Origin of the sequence: Paenibacillus ginsengarvi (assembly GCF_003626695.1) — a bacterium.
In the GTDB taxonomy this organism is placed as follows: domain Bacteria; phylum Bacillota; class Bacilli; order Paenibacillales; family NBRC-103111; genus Paenibacillus_AB; species Paenibacillus_AB ginsengarvi.
In genome coordinates, this window is record NZ_RBAH01000002.1 from 1 (window position 1) to 18272 (window position 18272).

The following is an 18272-nucleotide window of genomic DNA, read 5'->3' on the forward strand; positions in this document are numbered from 1 at the left end:
CATGGTTGCTCGACACTTCCATGATACCAAACAAAGAGGGTGTTTTTTTGTCAATCAATAGAAAAAGAGGCTTTGGCTCTTAGAACCACAATGGATTCGACCTATTTTGTTGCTGCGAAAGTTGAGTAAATAAGTATCTTCATACAGAGAAAAGTTTTCCACCAGAAATCATTAGGGAGTATTTACTATAGCTCAATAAGTAAAAGGTCTTATCTTGTTATTCGCAGCCTGTTTGAGTCTTTTTTCAAGATCGTTAATGCTTGCTCCTTTGAAAGATTGATAAAGCGGATGTTTAGTTTTGGAATCAATTTTTCCATTCTTTAATAACCAGATACCTTCTTTGGGCATATACGGCCAGTAATTGCCATCAGACGTTTTACTTAGAATAAGGAGCGCTTCGTCTCCCTCATTTAGCATAGTAATTTCTTCAGAATCTGTAACCTTGCTAAACTGTAGTAGGGTTACTTCTTTATTTTCCGGTACTTCGCCATAAATTACTTCATTAACTTTAATGGTTAAGGGTGTGACATCATAAGTATAATTGGCTCTGTTTCCCAGATTGGCGTCACGTTTAACGTTTTCCCCAATTTTCTCGACTTTCCCACGGATAATAAGATTAACTGCGTACATTTCTTCTTCTAAAGTATTATTATTTTCGACCAGTGCAGAAGATGAATGGTTGTCCGTGTGATCGGTGCGAATAAGATTGGCAATATGCTTGGAACCAAAAGAACTTTGCTCAAAAATAGCACCAAGAACGATTGCTGCAGTCAAAGAAGCCACAACTATATTTTTTTTTTCATAAAAATCCATCCTTCCATTTACAGTGACTGTCCGATATACCCGCAAGTATCCGTATGGGGACGGTTCGATCCGGCTAGTGGAAGCGCTTGTACCGGTGTTTAGAGGAGGAAAAGATGAAGCAGTTTCTCATGATCATGTTCACTTTGATGCTTGTTCTGCCCGGCTGTTCCAAAGAGGATTACAGTAAAGAATTGAATACAGGTTTATCCGAGGCCGAAGCCAAGTTTCGAGAAAAAGATATCATTCAAGCGGTAGCCTCTGCCTCCAGCTTCAACGACGTCGCTTTCGTGAAATTTCGATTTTTAGTAAAGAAAAACGTTGATAAAACCGAGGCGATCCAATTGGTGGATGATTTCATTGCTGCTACGCAGAAATATTCGCGATTAGACAAAAACATTTTGGACATCACGGATATATCCTTTGATATTTTAAATACTGACGGAGTGACTTTGTACAAAGGGAGTAAGCGGACCAAAGAGCCGCTTATTCATTGGGAGAGTTAGGCCGGTTCGGATACAGGTCCGAGGTGCTGCACCGTTTTTTGTACGACAAAGGCGTCTCCTTCACCAGCCTCCCAAATTCCCGGTAGAAGGAAGAGGTGCTTTGAAATCCGCATTGCTCGCAGATGTCCTCGACGGGCAGATCCGTTTGCACCAGCAGTCTCTGCGCAGCCTGCACGCGTAGTTGGAGCAAATACGTTTTGAATCTTTCCCCCATAACCTCGGCAAACAGATGACGGGCCCGCGAAGGGCTGAGCGACATCGCTTTGGCGACATCGTCAAGACCGATGTTCTCCTGATAATGCGTTTGAATAAAGGCAAGACCCATGCGGACCGTTGCATATTTGTTGTAAAAGGGCTGCCAGACTCCGTCCGTTTCAGCATGATAATGACGAAGAAGCAGCGAACAAATGTGATACAGCAAACTTTTGACAAGCGTGCCGTAAGCCGGGCGGCGCTCCGAAAGCTCTTCCCGCATGTGCAAAATAAGCTTGCCGATCTCGCGAGCTACCGGGAGCTGTCCCGGTATGCGGTGCGTAAAGCGGTCACGGTCGTATAGAAACGGGCGGAGCAGCTGAAAATCTAACTGCTCGATCGTTGATGCTTGGAAAAATAAAAACAAATTCGAGCAGGTAAAGCCTCTGTACGATTTCGACGTATGCCGCTCGGTATTGTTAACGATGACAAGATCGCCGGGGCCGAGGTCGTATTCCCGGTTTTTGAAATAAAACACGCCTTTACCGGAGAGGCAGCAGCAGATCTCCAAGGCATCGTGCCAATGCGGAATTTCCGGAATAGTCGGCAGCGTCCATGGAACAAGGGATACCCCCGTCTCCGCACTCGGCAAATGGTTGTTCCGTATCGCTTCGACAGATTGAATGATGTCCACTCGTCACAGCCCCCGCCTTTCCTCTGTTACGTCTCCAGTATAGGACGATGCCGCTCGCCATTCAATACATTCGAAGGATGCAGCCGTTTTTGGGAATAAAAGAGACGCTGCTGCCATTGTTTCCCAAACGGAAAGTTTTTAAGATAAAGTCACGGTCGGCGATCAGATATCGTGCCGGCGATTGAAAACAAGGAGGTCTTTTCTTTGACCACTCAGTCGAAATTGCCTTACCGCTTCGAATTCGACAAGGACGAATTGCGGAGCATCGTGGAATGCAACGAGCAGCACGGCTTTGCCATTGTAAAAGGGATGCTGCCCCCGGAGACGGTGGAGATGCTGAAAGCGGAGGTGCGCCGCGTGCTTGAGCCTGTTGTGCAGTCAACCGGCGTCATCACGTATACGCATACCCAGTTCATCGAGCATTCTCCCGCTTACGCGTCATTAATGACCTATGAGCCGTATATGCGCATCGCTCGTGCGCTCAATGATGACGAACCGATCACATTAAACCGTTCGGCCGCCATCTACAAAATGGCGGGCTGCGGCCCGATGGCGTGGCACACGGACTGGGGGCCGCTCGAGCACCCGTACGATACCAATGCGGTTTTAAACAATTCAGGGGCAAACTCCATGTGGTTTTATTTGAACGGCATCGACGACGTTCGGGGAGGGCTGGCGATTATCCCTGACTCCCATACGGAAGATTGGGAAGCTCCCCAAGGTTTCGCCTTTACGGGCAAGAAAAAGTCGTTTTACCGGAAAGGAGCGGCGACGACCCCTCATACGCGTATGGACGATGTGCCGGGAGCCATGCCGGTCATCGCCGAGCCGGGGGATATGATCCTGTTCGCCGAGCGGACGTATCACGGCGTATATCCGCACCGGGGAACCGAAACGCGGCTGAGCTGCGGAATGAGCTTCCGCAAAAAAAGCTACAAACCCGAGCAGGTATGGCCGCTGCCCGAATCGGCGAAGCGGTTTATCGACTCTTGCCCGCCGGAGATCCAGCCTCTTGTCGAAGGGTATCTAGGGATGAGCGGAAATTGGGTGAGCGTTCCCCGGTAAAGGATGTAAGGGTACGTTATGAAATAACGGCAAAGTGAAGACAGTATAAGCAGGCTCCGGACAGGGCAAGGCAGGGCGGTCTTGGGCCTGTTTCCTGATTGTTTCTTCCAGCATAAAGGCATACATGCTATGCGTCAGTCATCAGTATATTATTAGGCAAACGTTTGTTATGGAAAGGAGATATTGATGTTAGCATTTAGGTTAATGAACGGGAGGAGAGCTAAGTGCTACCAAAACATTTTATTTCCGCAGCAGCAATCGTGCTCAATGAGCATAACGAGATCTTGCTGATCAAAGGCCCGGATCGCGGCTGGGAAATGCCGGGTGGCGTAGTTGAAGAAGGCGAGTCGCTCAGGCAGGCAGCGATCCGAGAAACCAAGGAAGAAAGCGGGATCGAGATAGAGGTCACAACATTTTGCGGTATATTTCAAAATGTGCCTCAGTCCATTTGTAACACGTTATTTCTAGGCCGACCGGTCGGCGGACAATTAACCACCAGTCCCGAGTCGCTGGAAGTAGGTTTTTTCCCGATTGAAGCTGCGTTAGAGATGGTGACTTGGGGCAATTTCAGGCAAAGAATCGAGTATTGTTTGCAGGAAGAGCGTCATCCCTTTTATGTGGAGTTTCAATTATGAGCTGGAGTGATGCCGAATGGAATATGAACCACCCAAGCACATCGTTTCCGTTTCCGCCTTATTAAGGAACGCTAATCATGAGGTTTTATTGCTTAGGACGCATTGGCGTTCGGATACATGGGAGATGCCTGGCGGAAATGTGGAGGCAGGGGAAGCTTTGGACAAGGCGGTATGCCGGGAATTTCTGGAGGAGACGGGGATTACGATCCGTCCTGTAGGCATAACGGGTGTGTACTATAATGCGACGAAGCATGTATTATCGGTTGTTTTTAGAGCGGAGTACGTAAGCGGTGACATTCAGGTGCAGCCGGAAGAAATTGTAGAAGCCAAGTATATCGCACTATCTGAAGCTAACATAGACCAATACATAACTCGACCGCAGCAAAAATCCCGCACACTCGATGCGATGAAGGCACAGTGTATTGTTCCGTATGAAACGTGGGCAGTCGATCCGGCCTATAACTTGGTATCCAGACTATTCAACGAGTTATAGACGAGCGGTAGTTACAGTTAATACTTCCCCGTTATCAATGAGCCTGTTTAGCGCCAGAAGAACGCCGGATTGGCACCCGGCCAGCCGGGTCGTGGGTGAGCGGAAGGCCGGAATATAACGAGAAAATAAAGGAAATGTAAAGGGAATTTGGAAACGGCATAGAAGTAGTTAAGGAATCCAGGAAGGGAGGCTCACGTATGGAAAAATACAAATCTCTCTGCTAGTAAAGCTTCTTACAAGGAGGGATTACGTATGTTATGATATTCTGCCCCTATTCTAACGTAAGGAAGAATCCATGATAGGGGAGGATTAGTATGAATATCGCTGACTACATCTTGAAGCATCATCTGAAAAACGTATACGTGATTACGGGCCTGGCCTGCGGCGGGAAGTCAACGGTTAGCAAGTATTTGGCGGATAAATATGATTTGATTTTACTGGATTGGGACAAACAATTTGCTTCGTATCAGGCATTGGTCGATCCGCGATATCAACCGGCCATGAGCCGGAGACCAACGTTTGCATCTTGGGAAGAGTATTTCATGAGGCCGCCCGAACCATTTTCGGCTGGATGCAACGTTTCGGGAACAAACCGACATGGTCATTGCGCATCTCCTTTCCCTTTCAGGGAATACGGAAACAAACGAATTATGGTCGACGGCTTCTTCTCGGTTGAAATTTTGAAGGAAATATCGGATTACAGCAGAGTCGTATTCCTGCTTTCCTCCGAGGAAGTGGTCCGCCACGACTATTTCAACCGGGAATGCAAACGGGATATGTACGAATGTATCAAAGGTCTGAACGATCCGGAGGCCGCTTTCGAGAACGTTTTCCAAACTATGTTTTACAAGGCGGATGAAAACGAGAAAGCCATTCGCGAAAGCGGGTTTAGATGGTTCAAGCGGGAAACTCTAGGGACCGACCCGATGGACACGATCAAGCAAATCGAAGAGCATTTCGGCTTTAACAAATAAAGGAACAGGTCTGGCCTGCTACAACGGGTCAGGCCTTTTCGATTTTATTTCGCTATTTACACGCGAACGCCCGTTTGGTATTCTTGTAGTAAAAATATGGGAATGAGGGATTGGTGTGGGCTTAAAGCTGAATTCGACCTATGTAACGATTCCCGTCAGTAACTTTCAACAAGCTGTGGACTGGTACGGAGAACATTTCGGATTTATGGTAACAACAGAAGACCCCTATTACATAGAAATGCGAAACGAATCGGGCATCAAAATTTTATTTCAACAAAATGAACATCGGCTTCATTCTCATTTTATGTATCCTGACGGTTCGGCCCAATCGTCGTTCGGGTTTATGGTCGACGATGCGGAACATGCCTATCGGTATTGCCTCGAGAAAGAAATAAGGGTTGGTACTTTTTTTGACTATCAAGGCAAATCCTTTTCATTTTACGATCCGGACGGTAATTTCATCGAGGTTTGGAGCCTGCCGGTGAGGAAGGACTGACGAGCGATTACGCCTGTGACTCCTGATGCAAGCATCATTCCAAAAGGAGATGGATGGTTGGGCATTGCATTTCGATTAGGGTACGCGGCTGTGATGGTGTGGCTCATTTATGTGATGTATGCGATCCTGCACGTGGATGCTTGGAATGACGACAATCGAGCAACCGTCGGTATTTTTGTTGCTTTGGCCGGACTCGTTTTGTTCCCTGTTTATTTTGTACTTGTTTACATCCTGGGAAGACTGGTTCGAATGAAAGAATAAGGAGAGGATCGGCTTGTCAAATGCAAAAGAAAAAATAGTCGAGCTGGACGTCGAAAAGATCAATATCGTCGATAAAGACGGGAACATACGAATGTCCCTATTCAATAGCGAACGTATCCCGGACCCTGTCATAGACGGTAAAGTGGTAAGCAGGTCGGGAATACCTGGATCAGGAATGCTGTTTTACAACAATGAGGGCGACGAATGCGGAGGGCTAGTGTTTGGGAGCAAAACCTATACTTCCGAAGATTACGGAGGACAATACGCCGGCAAAACGGAATCGGTAGCTTCTTTGACCTTCGATGCTTATAAAGGCGATCAAGTTACGCATATGTATTTTCATGAGAGTACGATTGGGGAGCGCATGTACGGATACGTCCTATACGATCGGCCGAGCGGAGTAGCGAGAGCGCGAATGGATCGCGCCCAGGACGGGGCTGTTGGAGTCAGACTATCGGACAGCAAGGGGCAAGAGCGAATACGTCTAGTAATAGATGCAAACGATGTACCGGTACTCGAGTTTCTTAATGAAAAAGGAGAAGTGGTGTATAGTCTCCCGCCTAAATAATAGATGATAGAGGCGGGAAATTAAAGGAATGCAGAGCTGCAGGAAAGGTACCTTTCCTGCAGCTGTTTTCATTTGAACGTTGCAGAAGCTTGAAGTTTTTTTAAATTCTTTCATTGAACCGTATTATAATGAAAATAGCAAATGATATTCTATGGTGGGGAATCCTTACGCCGAACCGGCCCATCTGATGGCTACGGCAGCCACCTCAAGTATAGGGAGATTCTAGAACTTGGAAACAAAACATTGGATGGCGGTAACGCTTTCTCTCGCAACGGCGCTGATGATTTTCGTCTCCTATTTGTCTTATCGCAAGCGCCATCTTCCCGTAGCCAAAACGATGATTCTGACTATGCTCGCTGCGGCTTTTTATGCGCTCGGCTCCGTCTTCGAGGCGATGAGCAGAAGTTTGGAAGATATAAAGCTGTCGATGCAAATCGAATATTTTGGCATTCCTTTCGTTACTACGCTTTGGTTATTTCAAGTGATTCAATTCACCGGAACTGCGGCGCGATGGCGCAAACGTCTGGCCGTGCTTTTATTCGCTATCCCTGTAACGATCTTTTTTCTCCATCTGACCAACGATTGGCATCATCTGGTCTATGAACGTTATATTCCGAATCCGGACGGCTCGATTCCCTTGTACACGTCGATCAAAGGCCCTTGGTATAAGGTGCATACCGTTTATAATTATTCCGTCTTACTGTGCGGAGTTTTCTTGTTCATTCCCATGTACCGGCGGGCTTCGCCGATCGTGCGCAGGCAAATTGCCGTTCTCCTTCTGGGGGCGGCTGCTCCGGCGATATTCAATTCGTTTTTGTGGTTCGGCTTGAAAGTGGATTTGACCCCGTTCGGATTTGCCGTCTCGGGCGTTGCTTATGTGTGGGGCATACTCCGGTTCCATTTGCTTCGCCTGACGCCGATCGCACAGGCCCAAGTGTTCGAGACGATCCGGGACGGCGTCATCCTGTTCGACTCCGAGCATCAGATCGTCAGTTTCAACCGCGCCGCCGGGCAAGTTCTTCCAGAGCTTGTTCAAGTGAAGCGTTATCCTGCCGATATGTCCGAGATATTGTCCGCCCATCCGGAGCTGCTGGAGCGCATTCGCGAAAGCGAAGGAGACGAGCGGTTTCCGTTCCAGACCGCCATGAACCACCGGATGAAATACTATTCTTGCAGCTTGTCGCTTATTTATGATTCGGGTCAGAACGGGATCGGTAAAATTCTCATGTTCAGCGATATTACCGAGCTAAAGGAAACCGAGGCCCGGTTGCGCGAGAACGCCCGCCAACTGTCCGAGCTTAATGCGTTCAAAGACAAGCTGTTCACCGTCATGGCGCATGACATTCGCGATCCGATCGCACTGCTGGTCAGTTTGACCGACCTGCTGAGCGATGAATTGGCCGCCGCAGGTGATGAGCATGCCGAACTGGTGCGAGAGCTTAAAGGTCAAGTGCAGAGCACCTTCCATCTAGTCGACAATTTGCTTGATTGGTATCGCAGCCAGGAAGGGCAGGTGGCGTTTCGCCCATCGGCCTGGAATTTGCAGCGGGTCGTTCAGCAGGCGCTGCTGCCTGCCGTGACCAAGGCGGATATGAAGCAAATTGTCATGACGGAGCGAATCGATAAGCGGTTGTCGGTCAGTGCGGATAAAGAGATGCTCGATGTTATTTTGCGAAATTTGCTGTCGAACGCGATCAAATTTACCGGCGCTGGCGGGGCAATCGATATTGCGGCCGCGTCGAAAGATAGCTTTATAGTCATATCCGTTCGCGACAATGGATCGGGGATTGATGCGGCGACAGCGGAACTGCTGCGAATGGAGGAGCGGTTTGTCAAAGGAGCTTTTCCCGGCGACGACACCGGAGAGATGCGATTTGGATTGGCTTTAATTCGCGAATTCGTGCGGATTCATGGGGGCAGCCTTTGGTTTGACAGCGAGCCGGGACAAGGAACGGTTTTTTCGTTCACGCTGCCGTCTGCGGACGGAGCGCTCAACTCGCAGGAACGTGAAAATAGAGAGGAGGAATGTGGATGAAAGTGATTTTGGTGGACGATGAGCCAACGATGCACCTGATCTTGCGCAAAATGCTCGCCAAGCTGTCGGGCGTTCAAGTGGCAGGCGCATTCACGGATACGAAATCCGCCGCCTCCTTTTTGCTTCAAAACGCCGATGTCGGCCTAGCGTTCGTGGATATCTCCATGCCGGGAGAAAGCGGAATGGCATTTGCTCACCAGTTGGATGCCTTGGGCTCTCCGGTGCAGGTCATTTTCGTAACCTCCCATAAACAATATGCGCTGGAAGCTTTTGAGCTGGCCGTCTTGGATTATCTGGTCAAGCCTATCGCCCAGGAGCGGTTGCAGCGGGCTGTGGATCGCGCGCTGGCGAGCCGCCGGCATGCATCTCAAAGGTCCCAACTGTCCACTACGGTCATAACGATGCTCGGCGACGTTTCCGTGAGTAATGGAGCGCGCCGGGTCAAGTGGATTTCGCGCAAATGCGCGGAGCTGTTCGCTTATTTGCTGCTTTACCAGGGCAAACGGATTCCGCGTTCCCGGCTGGTAACGGACATTTTCGGAGGGATGCTGCAGGCCGGTGCGGAGAACTACTTGAACACGACGGTTTATCAATTGCGCAAATCGTTGGAACCTTTAGGTTTGCGGGATGCCGTAAGATCGGAAAACGATGGCTACACGCTTGAATTGAAAGACCCGCTGATCGACTACAAGGATTTCGAAATGCAGGCGGAGCAGTTGCAAGCCATAGAGCGGGACGATATAGAAAACGCGACGCGGATCGAACGTTTATACACGGGCGACCTGTACGGGGACAAAGCGTATGTATGGGCCGTCCACGAAACGGAGCACTATGCGGAATTGTATGCCTCGTTAGTAAAGCGGCTTGCCGTGGCGCTGACTTTACACGGGGATACGACCACGGCTTCGAAGCTGCTGTTCAAATTGAAAGAACGGAATCCGCTTGACGAATCGGTCATTCGTCAGCTGATGGCGATATGCGAGAGGAGCGGGGACAAAAAAGGATTAACCGCGCTGTATACCGATTATGTGCGGCTGTTAAGCCGGGAGCTTGGCATTCGCCCGTCCGAGGACTTGATCCGTTTGTATGATTTGCTGCTCAGCACTTTTTCCGAGAAAAATAAGCAGGATCGATAATTTTATTGCGTTTCTTAAAAGACCCGCGAAGCCCGATGGCTGCGCGGTTTTTTCGCATGAATCGACTTTTTCTTTTATAATTCTTTCATCCGGTCTCGATAAACTGGAAGTAGGCAAGGACCGGACATCTTGAAGCGGATCTAGTAAAAGCAATCCGCTATTCTTACTCCTTTTCTGTTATATTATAGGTAAATATACCCAAAAAACTTGTGGTGCGTCTATTGTCTGCCAATCATCAGTCATTTCCGAGAAAAAGGTGGATCTCATGGAATTCAAATCCCATTCCCCTCGTCAAACTAGCAAAACCGGCCCGAGTCCCGCCCCGTCATCCGCAACGCACGAAGCCGAGTCGTTCGGAGCAGCCGAGTACGGGGCGGGCTCCAGGCGTGATTCCGTATTTAGCGCGGGACATATTATGCAACTGCAGCGCACGGTCGGCAACCAGGCGGTGCAGCGCATGCTGTCGGGTATGACCGCCCCACAGGGAAGAGCACCGCGCGTTCAGGCGGCGGGGGCCGATGTAATCAGGCGTAATCCGGAGGCCGCTGCCGCAGCGCCAATCGCTGCGGCGCCAAAGCTGGGAGGCGATCTGCGCTCCATGGGCGAATACTACACGATCTACAAGTGGTTGCAAGCCCAGGCGGACAAGGCCGGCAAAACGGCGCTGTTCGGCTTCTTCGACAGTCTCGATCCCGGTCAAAAGATGGCCGCCATCCGTTCGATGGCGGGCAATGCCAGATCCCCCGATCTGGACAAAGTGAAAGAGACGATGATTACCGGCTTTTTCAGCAAAAGCTTCGACTGGAATCGTTTCTCGGAACTGTCGCGTGAAGCGAAGCAATCCGACACGACCAATTACAACGCCGATCAGGCGCGCGATTACGCCAGCTATTCGGCGATCGGTACATCGTCCGCTGCGGGCGGCACGAGCGGCAGCGCCAAGATCAGCTCGGAGCTGGGGGCGCGAGGCGCGCTTCCTGTGGCGACGAATGCCGCGCCGGTGGCAGCCGGTTTAAGCGGTGCGGCTTCGCTCTCGCAAATGTACAATGCCACGCAAAATTATGACTCCAGCTTATCCACCGCCGATAAAGCGCAGCTTGTCGTCGGTGAAGGCGGAGGCGGGGCCGCCGACTTTGCCAGATTCGCAGCTGCGGCTGCGGACGGCCCGCGAGAGATAGCGAGCGGAGCGGCAACGATGGCTGCAGGGGTCGGGGCCGTCGTAGGCGGGGCCGCTTATCTGGTCAGCGGCGTTGCCGGCTACCGGGAAGGGCGCAAAAATGCGGCAAAGCTGGAAGGCCTGGAGAGCGGCTTCGGCGAACGGGCAGGCGACGCGCGCGCCGAGCAGCTTGGACATGCGGCGCATTTGGGAGCGTCAACGCAGCATTTGAACAAAAATAAAAGCGCCGCGACAGCGGCGAAGGGTGCGATGATGATCGCCGGCGGAGCGGTGCTGCTCGCGGCCGCGGCGTCTCCGATCGGGCCACTGCTCATCACAGCAGCCGCTATATTGGGCGGTATTGCGGCCATCATCAAATTTTACAAGAAAAGCAAGCGCAAGGAAGCGTTCGTGGACCGGGTGCTTGGCACCGAGGCGGAAGCAGCGAAGCCGGAGAATGCCGGCTTGGGCAAGGAGAAGGTAAGGCAACGGCTGATGGAGGTACGCGGGTTCAACAGCGTCGATCAATGTTACAGCCAGATCGTGACCGATTTGGCGGGCATGTTGTTCGATGGCGGCGTCAAGGGCGAGGATGAGGAATGTAAACAAGTTCTGGAGGCGATGGGCCTCAAAATCGATAAGAAGAAGCAGAAGCCAAGTAAGGAATTGATCGCCAAAAAATTACACACTTGAGGGAGGGCGGCGCTATGACTAGTACGGATATGCTGCCGGAATCGTTCCTGCAGGAAGTCTGCCGTTATTACGAGACGATCGGGCTGAGTGTCCGATTGGCGGAGCCTGCCGAGGAGTCCCCCTATTATTCGCTGATTGTCCGTTTCGATGACATCGGCGAGCGCGGCTTGATCGTTGATCTGGAACTTTGTTTCGTACCCGGCTTGGAAGCTTTTGCCCAGGAGGGCGTCTACATTTTGCAATCGTTTGCCGTGCTTGCCGATCATGTGCCAGCGGACAATGCCGCCGAGCTGTTACGTGCGACGTCGTATATCAACATGCTGCTGCCGCTCGGCGCATTCGGCTTGTACGAGGAAAGCGGCACGCTTTACTTCAAGATCAATACGATGCTGCACCACGATTGGTTGACGGAAGCGACAGCCGTGACTAACATCGATAGGCAAAACGGCCTGCTGCTGCACCAGTTGTATCAATACGCTGAACGGCTGATCGACATTGCGGAAGGGCGTCTTGCAGCAGCAGCGCTGCGAGAAGACTTGGCGTAACAGGACGTTACAAGCAGAAGGCGAATCTATTATTTTATTTGTTTTTGGCATTGTTAGCGGCCACGCTGTAATGTTACAATTTCTTTAACGCTTAACGTTAGGAGATGAAGAGGATAATGTAATCGGACTTGCCTTTGATGAGAAGAATAAAGCGGATTGTTGTTTTATTCTTCATGGGCAAGAAAGTTACCGTATTCTTTTCACTCAAAAATAGATCCGGTTCATGCTCCGTATGGAGCTGGATATTGCCGTGTTTTTGAGCTACAAGAAGGGGAACTTTCTTGCAGCTCTTTTTTGTTGCTTGGGAAAGTCGTTTCCGGGAGGATGATTGCCATGTTGATTGAGGTCGTAGATGATTGGGTGAACCGGTTCCAGTCCAGTAAAGCGGTTCACACAACAACCAATTCGGTTGCCGGAGGGTTATCTCTCTATCGACAGAAACACGTAGCGATCCGTTTGCAACGATTTGTGCTTTTGCGTTAGTTGGCTAACCACGTATGAAGCCACCGCTAGCGGTTGCTTTTAACGTTTTCTCCGGCAGTAAGGAGAAGACATGAAACCCCTATCGAAATATGAAACGATCCGGAGAATCTTATCCGACTTCAAACAGCCTGCATATCGGTATAAGCAAATTACGGATGCGATCTTCAAGCAAAACGTTGGCGAATACGAACGGATGACCATGCTGCCTCCATTTTTGCGCGACGAATTGATTCGAAGACTCGGTCCGCGCGTATGCAGCGTCGTTCCGGTCAAGGAACTGATGTCCAAACAGGTCCGCAAGATCCTTTTTGCCACCCCGGACAACGAACGCATTGAAGCCGTACGGCTCTCGTATGAGCGGGGATGGAACTCGTATTGCATTTCCACCCAGTGCGGCTGCGGGTTCGGGTGCAAATTTTGCGCGACCGGCACTATCGGCCTGAAACGAAATTTGACCGCCGACGAAATTACCGACCAATTGTTATACTTTCATATAAACGGCGACGCTCTGGACAGCGTTGCATGCATGGGGATGGGGGAAGCACTAGCCAACCCGCATCTATTTGATGCGCTGACGATATTGACCGACCCGAGTCTCTTCGGTTTAGGCCATCGACGAATTACGATTTCTACCATTGGTCTTTTGCCGGGAATCGAGAAGCTGACACGGGAGTTTCCGCAAGTGAATCTGACCTTCTCGATGCATTCGCCATTCGATGAGCAGCGAAGCGAGCTGATGCCGATCAACGATCGGTTTCCGATCCGCGATGTGCTCCGCGCACTGGATCTTCATATCCGCCATACGAGGAGAAAGGTGTACATCGCGTATATTCTTCTTCGAGGGGTGAACGACTCGGTCGCGCATGCGGAAGCGGTTAGCGAGTTGCTCGGTGCAAGGGGGCCTGGCGGACATCTCTATCACGTCAATCTGATTCCGTACAACTCGACCGAAGTTACGCCAGATAGCTACGGGCAATCGGATCGGGATCAGGTTGCAAGGTTTGTTCGGATCTTAAAATCCAAGGGAATCAACGTCACAGTGCGAACGCAATTCGGAACGGATATCGATGCGGCTTGCGGTCAGCTATATGGACACAGGAGTGAACCTACATGAAACCTATCGACGCTACCGTTATTCTCCCCCAAGAGCTGATCGAACAATTGCAACAGTTTGTGCAGGGCGGAACGATCTACATTCCGGCTAGCAAGGATGATCATCCGAGCATGGAAGAGGCAGCCGTTTGCCGGAAGGAGATGGATAGGCGAAATAGCGATATTATCCAAGCTTATACATCGGGAGCCTCTGTTGAACAACTGGCGCAATCTTATTTGTTATCGATCTATGCCATTCGAGAAATCATCAATCACTATACTTTGAAAATGTAGCACAAGAAAACGAGCCGTTGGAGTTGCTTCCAGGGCTCGTTTTCTTGTGATGGGTCGAATCGGCAACGGGGGGCTGGCGGATTTCTTGCCTTAACAGCAAAAACGTGCAATGCCTAAGGCATTGCACGCGTTAATTTGTATGTATGATTTTGGCACGATTTAATACAACGAGGATGTCCTCGCCATCCATAATATTAGTATAACAAAAAGCAAATTATAAGTCTATACTTTTACCGAAAATTCCCTTATTTTTATAAAGCAAAACGTTTCGATACAAGGCTTAAAAAAATTGGATAAAACGAGGTATCCCTATGGAGGTAAGCAAGCAGAGCGCAGCATACGGTTTTTTCAGCAATTTGATCTTTATGATTCGCGAGCAATGGAACTTTGATAAGAAGGGAGTTTTCGTACCGTTCGTAAGAATTCCTTCCGATATTGCTGTCTCGCTCCTGGGCATATGGATTCCCAAAGTGGTACTGGACGCGATTGCGAACTCGGTTCCGGCTTCTGAATTCGTGATGCAACTAAGCGTGTTGACGATGGCGATGATGGTTCTGATGTATGTTAGTTATTATACCGAACAAAGCATTTATAGGAATTCCGTTCGAATATGGAACTTGCACTTTTATATCCGAAAATCGTGGAAAATCGTCGATATGGATTATCCACAGTTCGCCTCTCCGGCGGGAAAAACCAAAATTGAACGATCTCATCAAGCGCTCAACAGGAATGTCAATGTGAATATGGTTTCTATTTATCCGCATTTTGTCGAGCTGTTGAAAAACGCTTTTGGATTTCTATCATTTTGTGCTCTACTAATTTGGCTAAACCCTCTTATCATTCTCCTGCTTCTATTAAGCTATGCGGTTAACGTGCTTGTTGTACTGCATATCGAAAAATGGCAGCATCAGACCAAGGACGAGCGTGCCCAAATCGATCGCAAGCTGGATTATGTGGTCAGCCGCACGAGCGATAGTTCTATCGCCAAAGATATACGGATCTACAACATGAAAACTTGGATAGACAGCATGTCCGAGTTTTTTATGCGAGAACAATACAACTGGCAGAACAAAATCGCATCGAAACGATACAGGCAGGCGCTGCTCGAAGCTCTATTGATTGTGGTGCGAAACGGAGGCGCCTATGTTTATTTAATTTGGAAGATGGATCATCACGAGATCTCCATTGGAGAATTTGTACTGTACTTCGGAGCGATTACCGGATTCGGGCAATGGCTGGAACAAATCGTAGGCAGAATCGGAAAGCTTTCAACAGCCCATTATAAGGTAAACGATTATCGGCATTTGATCGATACGACGGACAAGATGAGGAGGACGGAAGGAGCACCTCTCCCGCCTACGGATGAACCGGTGGAGATTGTTCTAGACAATGTCAGTTTTCATTATGAAGGCAGCAAGGAGCTGATTCTTGACCGGATCCATTTGAACATTCGCAAAGGAGAGAGGCTTGCGATTGTAGGCACGAATGGCGCAGGCAAGACCACTTTGGTTAAACTGATTTGTGGTCTCTTGGAACCGGTTTCAGGCCGCGTTTTATTGAACGGAACCGATATCAAGGAATTTAATAGAGACGAATACTACACCCTCATTACGGCCGTATTTCAAAATGTATGTTTGCTGCCTGTAAGCATCGCTAATAATATTACATTTTGCTCCGATGAAGAAGTCGACTGGGAGAAGCTTTATACATGTACGGAGCTGGCGGGGATCAAAAGCAAAATCGAAAGCTTGCCGAACGGCTTCGCCACCAATCTCGTACCTTCCGTAACGGATCAAGGCGTCCAGCTTTCAGGAGGAGAAAACCAGAAGCTTCTGCTGGCGCGAGCGCTGTACAAGGATGCTCCGCTAATTATTCTGGACGAGCCGACGGCTGCGCTTGATCCGATCGCCGAGAATCAGATGTATCTCAAGTACGATGAACTGACCAAAAATAAAACCGCGCTTTTTATATCCCACAGGCTTTCTTCTACACGCTTTTGCGATCGAATCATCCTTATCCAGGATAAAACCATAACGGAGACGGGAACTCATGATGAGCTAATGGCACTCGGCGGGGCTTATAAGGAAATTTTTGATATCCAGAGCCAGTATTACCAACGTAACGCAGGGGAGGAAGCTGTATAGTGAGCGATGCCGATAGGAGAAGTTTTGGTAAAGATCTGCAAATGATTAAGCGCGGCTGTACCCTTGCCAGACAGATTTCGCCGGGACTAATGGAGCTGACGCTTGTAAAGTCGGTACTCAACGCCATAATACCTTTTGTTTCCATATACATGCTGGCTGTAATTATTGACGAATTGCTGGGTGAGCGAAATCTAAAGTTGCTTGCCTTTTATGTAGGAGTAACAGTCGGTGGAACATTTCTGATGTCCGTACTGGCGGAATGGGTATCGAAAAAGGTATCGATCCAAAACGGGATGTTTGAAGCGAGGCTTCAGCATTTTTTGAATGACAAAAACTTGACCATGGACTTTACAAGACTGGAAGATCCCAAAAACACAGAGCTGCGGGAAAAAATTATGGGCAATATGTACGCAGCTGGAGGAGGGGTTCACGCGATCGTGGAACAGATAGCCACCATTGTCGAAAGCTCCTTTTCAGTGATCGTTGCTGTTGCGATTTCTTTTGGCGCCCTTACGGCAACTGCTGCAGCTGGCAGCGGTAGGATAGGCGTGGAGAATTCGGTATGGTTTTCCCTATTGCTAATAGCGGCAATTGTCATTTGCATAGCGCAAACCGTAAGAAATTCAAGATCAGCTAAAAAGAAAGAATTTGAGCTGTTTCAAAACGGCGCCCGAATAAACGGATACATTGGATATTACAATCATTTCTACCTGGAAGACGATCAGGCCGGCAAGGATGTGCGAATATTCGATCAGCGCCAGCTTATTGTAGATGAAGTGCTTGCCAAAGGACGATTGCCTTGGTTACACGTCGTTAATGGCACATACCGCCTTAATCAGAAATATCTTAGCTTCAATTCGGCGATTTCAGCTTTAATCGGCGGCCTTATATATATCTTTATCGGTCTTAAAGCGCTTTCCGGCACGATCAGTATTGGAAGCGTTACGCAAAGCTATGCGGCGATATTCAGGCTTGTTTCGGCGGCCGGGCATTTATCGGTCTCGCTCTCGAAAATCAGAAGCAACAATAACTACGTGGAACTGCTTTATGAATTTATCGATATGCCTTCGGAAAATCATGAGGGAACAGAGATTCCTGCCAGGTCCGAAGCCGGATGGGAGATTGAATTTCACAATGTCAGCTTCCGTTATCCGGCGAGTGAACAATATGCGCTGCACAATCTGAGCTTGAAGCTATCGCCGAGCAGTCGCACTGCGATAGTAGGGATGAACGGTTCCGGCAAATCCACTATGATTAAATTGCTGTGCCGGCTATACAGTCCGGAATCGGGATACATCACGCTGAATGGGAAAGACATAACGAAGTTTGAGTATAAAGCTTACTTGAGCCTTTTTTCGGTGGTGTTTCAAGATTTTCAACTGCTGGCTTTTCCTATAGGGCAAAATGTGGCGGTGTCGAAGGACTACGAGGAAGAAAACGTTTGGCGATCGCTGCAAAAAGCGGGAATAGCCGATCGAATACGCGAACTGCCTCTAGGAACGAAACAATCGATTTACAAAAACTTCGAAGAAGACGGAGTCGATCTATCTGGCGGCGAGTCGCAAAAGATCGCCTTGGCGCGCGCCATCTACAAGGATGCGCCGATCGTAGTGCTGGATGAGCCAACGGCAGCCCTCGACCCCGTCTCGGAATATGAAGTGTACTCCAGATTCAACGAAATGATCGGCGGAAAAACAGCGTTGTTCGTATCCCACAGACTTTCCTCATGCCGGTTTTGCGATCGGATCGCTGTTTTTCATGATGGCCGGATCGTTCAATTCGGCACCCATTCCGAATTGCTGCAAATCTCGAATGGGAAATATGCCGAGCTGTGGAACGCTCAGGCTCAGTATTATACGGAAAAGGCAAGGTTTGACCGTTAAAATTGCTGTTTTTTAAACCGGTTTTAAACTCTCCGCGTTATGCTATTGGAGTTAGCTGACCTAACAGACGGAGAGGAGTTGCTAAAAGACATTGGTATCGAAACGATGGAAACGAAACATACGAGC

At 49.2% G+C, this 18272-nt stretch carries 18 protein-coding genes; 16 read left to right on the plus strand and 2 right to left on the minus strand.

What is annotated here, in order from left to right:
* Nucleotides 1–192 precede the first annotated feature (192 nt).
* Complete coding sequence (locus D7M11_RS03285; protein WP_120745742.1) at nt 193–813, minus strand: hypothetical protein; 621 nt, start codon at nt 811–813, stop codon at nt 193–195.
* Nucleotides 814–917: 104 nt separating this feature from the next.
* Between D7M11_RS03285 and D7M11_RS03290 the strand changes: the two genes are divergently transcribed.
* Entirely contained in the window at nt 918–1307 is a 390-nt protein-coding gene (locus tag D7M11_RS03290) for a hypothetical protein (protein WP_120745743.1), read from the plus strand.
* On the opposite strand, the gene D7M11_RS03295 is transcribed toward D7M11_RS03290, so the two are convergent.
* Nucleotides 1288–2193 (minus strand): AraC family transcriptional regulator, encoded by a 906-nt coding sequence (locus D7M11_RS03295; RefSeq protein ID WP_120745744.1) that lies wholly within the window; start codon nt 2191–2193, stop codon nt 1288–1290. The genes D7M11_RS03290 and D7M11_RS03295 overlap by 20 nt on opposite strands.
* 204 nt (nt 2194–2397) lie before the next feature.
* Between D7M11_RS03295 and D7M11_RS03300 the strand changes: the two genes are divergently transcribed.
* The 15 genes from D7M11_RS03300 to D7M11_RS03370 all read left to right on the plus strand — a co-directional run bounded on the left by D7M11_RS03300 (nt 2398) and on the right by D7M11_RS03370 (nt 18146).
* On the plus strand, nt 2398–3258 hold the full coding sequence (locus D7M11_RS03300; protein WP_120745745.1) for a phytanoyl-CoA dioxygenase family protein: 861 nt from the start codon (nt 2398–2400) through the stop codon (nt 3256–3258).
* A gap of 224 nt (nt 3259–3482) precedes the next feature.
* Entirely contained in the window at nt 3483–3893 is a 411-nt protein-coding gene (locus tag D7M11_RS03305) for an NUDIX hydrolase (protein WP_120745746.1), read from the plus strand.
* Nucleotides 3894–3909: 16 nt separating this feature from the next.
* The gene (locus tag D7M11_RS03310) at nt 3910–4386 is read left to right on the plus strand and encodes an NUDIX hydrolase (RefSeq protein WP_120745747.1); all 477 of its coding nucleotides are present in this window, start codon (nt 3910–3912) and stop codon (nt 4384–4386) included.
* A gap of 314 nt (nt 4387–4700) precedes the next feature.
* On the plus strand, nt 4701–5360 hold the full coding sequence (locus D7M11_RS03315; RefSeq protein WP_120745748.1) for a hypothetical protein: 660 nt from the start codon (nt 4701–4703) through the stop codon (nt 5358–5360).
* A gap of 115 nt (nt 5361–5475) precedes the next feature.
* Nucleotides 5476–5856 carry a VOC family protein gene (locus D7M11_RS03320; RefSeq protein ID WP_158606401.1) on the plus strand — a complete coding sequence of 127 codons (381 nt, stop codon included), beginning with the start codon at nt 5476–5478 and terminating at the stop codon, nt 5854–5856.
* Nucleotides 5857–5871: 15 nt separating this feature from the next.
* Nucleotides 5872–6117, plus strand: coding sequence for a hypothetical protein (locus tag D7M11_RS03325; RefSeq protein ID WP_193556090.1), 246 nt, complete (start codon nt 5872–5874; stop codon nt 6115–6117).
* A gap of 13 nt (nt 6118–6130) precedes the next feature.
* On the plus strand, nt 6131–6685 hold the full coding sequence (locus D7M11_RS03330) for a hypothetical protein (RefSeq protein ID WP_120745751.1): 555 nt from the start codon (nt 6131–6133) through the stop codon (nt 6683–6685).
* A gap of 229 nt (nt 6686–6914) precedes the next feature.
* The gene (locus tag D7M11_RS03335) at nt 6915–8720 is read left to right on the plus strand and encodes a sensor histidine kinase (protein WP_120745752.1); all 1806 of its coding nucleotides are present in this window, start codon (nt 6915–6917) and stop codon (nt 8718–8720) included.
* Nucleotides 8717–9856, plus strand: coding sequence for a response regulator (locus D7M11_RS03340; protein ID WP_158606402.1), 1140 nt, complete (start codon nt 8717–8719; stop codon nt 9854–9856). The genes D7M11_RS03335 and D7M11_RS03340 overlap by 4 nt, the downstream gene beginning before the upstream one ends.
* Before the next feature lie 265 nt (nt 9857–10121).
* Nucleotides 10122–11705, plus strand: coding sequence for a hypothetical protein (locus tag D7M11_RS03345; protein ID WP_120745754.1), 1584 nt, complete (start codon nt 10122–10124; stop codon nt 11703–11705).
* A gap of 14 nt (nt 11706–11719) precedes the next feature.
* Nucleotides 11720–12250: a hypothetical protein gene (locus D7M11_RS03350; protein ID WP_120745755.1), complete on the plus strand. Its 531-nt coding sequence runs from the start codon at nt 11720–11722 to the stop codon at nt 12248–12250.
* Nucleotides 12251–12803: 553 nt separating this feature from the next.
* Nucleotides 12804–13847 carry a Cfr family 23S rRNA (adenine(2503)-C(8))-methyltransferase gene (locus tag D7M11_RS03355; RefSeq protein ID WP_120745756.1) on the plus strand — a complete coding sequence of 348 codons (1044 nt, stop codon included), beginning with the start codon at nt 12804–12806 and terminating at the stop codon, nt 13845–13847.
* Nucleotides 13844–14119 carry a CD3324 family protein gene (locus D7M11_RS03360; RefSeq protein ID WP_120745757.1) on the plus strand — a complete coding sequence of 92 codons (276 nt, stop codon included), beginning with the start codon at nt 13844–13846 and terminating at the stop codon, nt 14117–14119. Before D7M11_RS03355 ends, D7M11_RS03360 begins: the two co-directional genes overlap by 4 nt.
* A gap of 311 nt (nt 14120–14430) precedes the next feature.
* Nucleotides 14431–16263: an ABC transporter ATP-binding protein gene (locus D7M11_RS03365; protein WP_120745758.1), complete on the plus strand. Its 1833-nt coding sequence runs from the start codon at nt 14431–14433 to the stop codon at nt 16261–16263.
* Nucleotides 16263–18146 (plus strand): ABC transporter ATP-binding protein, encoded by a 1884-nt coding sequence (locus D7M11_RS03370; protein ID WP_120745759.1) that lies wholly within the window; start codon nt 16263–16265, stop codon nt 18144–18146. The genes D7M11_RS03365 and D7M11_RS03370 overlap by 1 nt, the downstream gene beginning before the upstream one ends.
* Nucleotides 18147–18272: the final 126 nt, after the last annotated feature.

Bases quoted from the DNA above. Each gene is read 5' to 3' on its own strand.
- D7M11_RS03285 (WP_120745742.1), bottom strand. From the start codon at position 813: ATGGATTTTTATGAAAAAAAAAATATAGTTGTGGCTTCTTTGACTGCA.
- D7M11_RS03290 (WP_120745743.1), top strand. From the start codon at position 918: ATGAAGCAGTTTCTCATGATCATGTTCACTTTGATGCTTGTTCTGCCC.
- D7M11_RS03310 (WP_120745747.1), top strand. From the start codon at position 3,910: ATGGAATATGAACCACCCAAGCACATCGTTTCCGTTTCCGCCTTATTA.
- D7M11_RS03315 (WP_120745748.1), top strand. From the start codon at position 4,701: ATGAATATCGCTGACTACATCTTGAAGCATCATCTGAAAAACGTATAC.
- D7M11_RS03340 (WP_158606402.1), top strand. From the start codon at position 8,717: ATGAAAGTGATTTTGGTGGACGATGAGCCAACGATGCACCTGATCTTG.
- D7M11_RS03345 (WP_120745754.1), top strand. From the start codon at position 10,122: ATGGAATTCAAATCCCATTCCCCTCGTCAAACTAGCAAAACCGGCCCG.
- D7M11_RS03350 (WP_120745755.1), top strand. From the start codon at position 11,720: ATGACTAGTACGGATATGCTGCCGGAATCGTTCCTGCAGGAAGTCTGC.
- D7M11_RS03355 (WP_120745756.1), top strand. From the start codon at position 12,804: ATGAAACCCCTATCGAAATATGAAACGATCCGGAGAATCTTATCCGAC.
- D7M11_RS03360 (WP_120745757.1), top strand. From the start codon at position 13,844: ATGAAACCTATCGACGCTACCGTTATTCTCCCCCAAGAGCTGATCGAA.
- D7M11_RS03365 (WP_120745758.1), top strand. From the start codon at position 14,431: ATGGAGGTAAGCAAGCAGAGCGCAGCATACGGTTTTTTCAGCAATTTG.